This window comes from Lysinibacillus sp. RC79, assembly GCF_041262405.1.
Lineage (GTDB): Bacteria > Bacillota > Bacilli > Bacillales_A > Planococcaceae > Lysinibacillus.
This window is the reverse complement of record NZ_JBGCCD010000072.1, coordinates 1-1,131: the sequence shown is the minus strand read 5'-3', so window position 1 is coordinate 1,131 and position 1,131 is coordinate 1. Positions and strand designations below refer to the sequence as shown.

At 49.9% G+C, this 1,131-nt stretch carries 9 tRNA genes and 1 rRNA gene; all 10 read right to left on the bottom strand.

The window, feature by feature from the left end:
- Positions 1–183 precede the first annotated feature (183 nt).
- Positions 184–259: transfer RNA gene (locus tag ABH968_RS27815), tRNA-Ala, on the bottom strand.
- 24 nt (positions 260–283) lie between these two features.
- Positions 284–360, bottom strand: a tRNA-Pro gene (locus ABH968_RS27810).
- A gap of 10 nt (positions 361–370) precedes the next feature.
- Positions 371–447: transfer RNA gene (locus ABH968_RS27805), tRNA-Arg, on the bottom strand.
- 19 nt (positions 448–466) lie between these two features.
- Positions 467–555 (bottom strand) — tRNA-Leu (locus tag ABH968_RS27800).
- Positions 556–560: 5 nt separating this feature from the next.
- A tRNA-Gly gene (locus ABH968_RS27795) sits at positions 561–635 on the bottom strand.
- Positions 636–682: 47 nt separating this feature from the next.
- A tRNA-Leu gene (locus tag ABH968_RS27790) sits at positions 683–767 on the bottom strand.
- A 22-nt stretch (positions 768–789) separates the two neighbouring features.
- Positions 790–865, bottom strand: a tRNA-Lys gene (locus tag ABH968_RS27785).
- Positions 866–872: 7 nt separating this feature from the next.
- A tRNA-Thr gene (locus ABH968_RS27780) sits at positions 873–948 on the bottom strand.
- A 3-nt stretch (positions 949–951) separates the two neighbouring features.
- Positions 952–1,027: transfer RNA gene (locus ABH968_RS27775), tRNA-Val, on the bottom strand.
- Between the two features lie 10 nt (positions 1,028–1,037).
- Positions 1,038–1,131: ribosomal RNA gene (gene rrf, locus ABH968_RS27770) — 5S ribosomal RNA — on the bottom strand; the annotation flags it as partial.

Below are 1,131 nucleotides of genomic sequence, written 5' to 3'. Positions count from 1 at the left end.
CAGCGTTCGTCCTGAGCCAGGATCAAACTCTCCATAAAAAGAAATTTGATTAGCTCAAATTGTTTTGCTGGCATCATGTTTGATGTCCAAAATTTCGTTTCGTTCACCAACTCAAGGTTAGCTACTAAAAACTTTATTGATTACGTTTTGCTTGTTCAGTTTTCAAGGTTCATTTGTTTTGATTGGTGGAGCCTAGCGGGATCGAACCGCTGACCTCCTGCGTGCAAGGCAGGCGCTCTCCCAGCTGAGCTAAGGCCCCAAAGTTAATTGTAATTTTAGGAAATGGTCGGGAAGACAGGATTCGAACCTGCGACCCCTTGGTCCCAAACCAAGTGCTCTACCAAGCTGAGCTACTTCCCGTTTGTTTTATTGGCGCGCCCGGCAGGAGTCGAACCCACAACCTTCTGATCCGTAGTCAGACGCTCTATCCAATTGAGCTACGGGCGCTAATTATTAAAATAAAAAATGGTGCCGAGGGCCGGAATCGAACCGGCACGGTAGTCACCTACCGCAGGATTTTAAGTCCTGTGCGTCTGCCAGTTCCGCCACCCCGGCACATTTGGAGCGGAAGACGAGGTTCGAACTCGCGACCCCCACCTTGGCAAGGTGGTGTTCTACCACTGAACTACTTCCGCATGTGCATAAGATTTATTTATCCTGGCAATTATGAAATTCTAAAAAATGGTGCGGGTGAAGGGAGTCGAACCCCCACGCCTTGCGGCGCTAGATCCTAAGTCTAGTGCGTCTGCCAATTCCGCCACACCCGCATATAATTATTGGCAATTTAAATGGTGAGCCATGAAGGACTCGAACCTTCGACCCTCTGATTAAAAGTCAGATGCTCTACCAACTGAGCTAATGGCTCGAAACTATGGTGCCGGCTATAGGAATCGAACCCACGACCTACTGATTACAAGTCAGTTGCTCTACCTGCTGAGCTAAACCGGCATATGGTGGAGGATGACGGGCTCGAACCGCCGACCCTCTGCTTGTAAGGCAGATGCTCTCCCAGCTGAGCTAATCCTCCTGGGTATAATGCCTAGCGACGTCCTACTCTCACAGGGGGAAGCCCCCAACTACCATCGGCGCTAAAGAGCTTAACTTCCGTGTTCGGTATGGGAACGGGTGTGA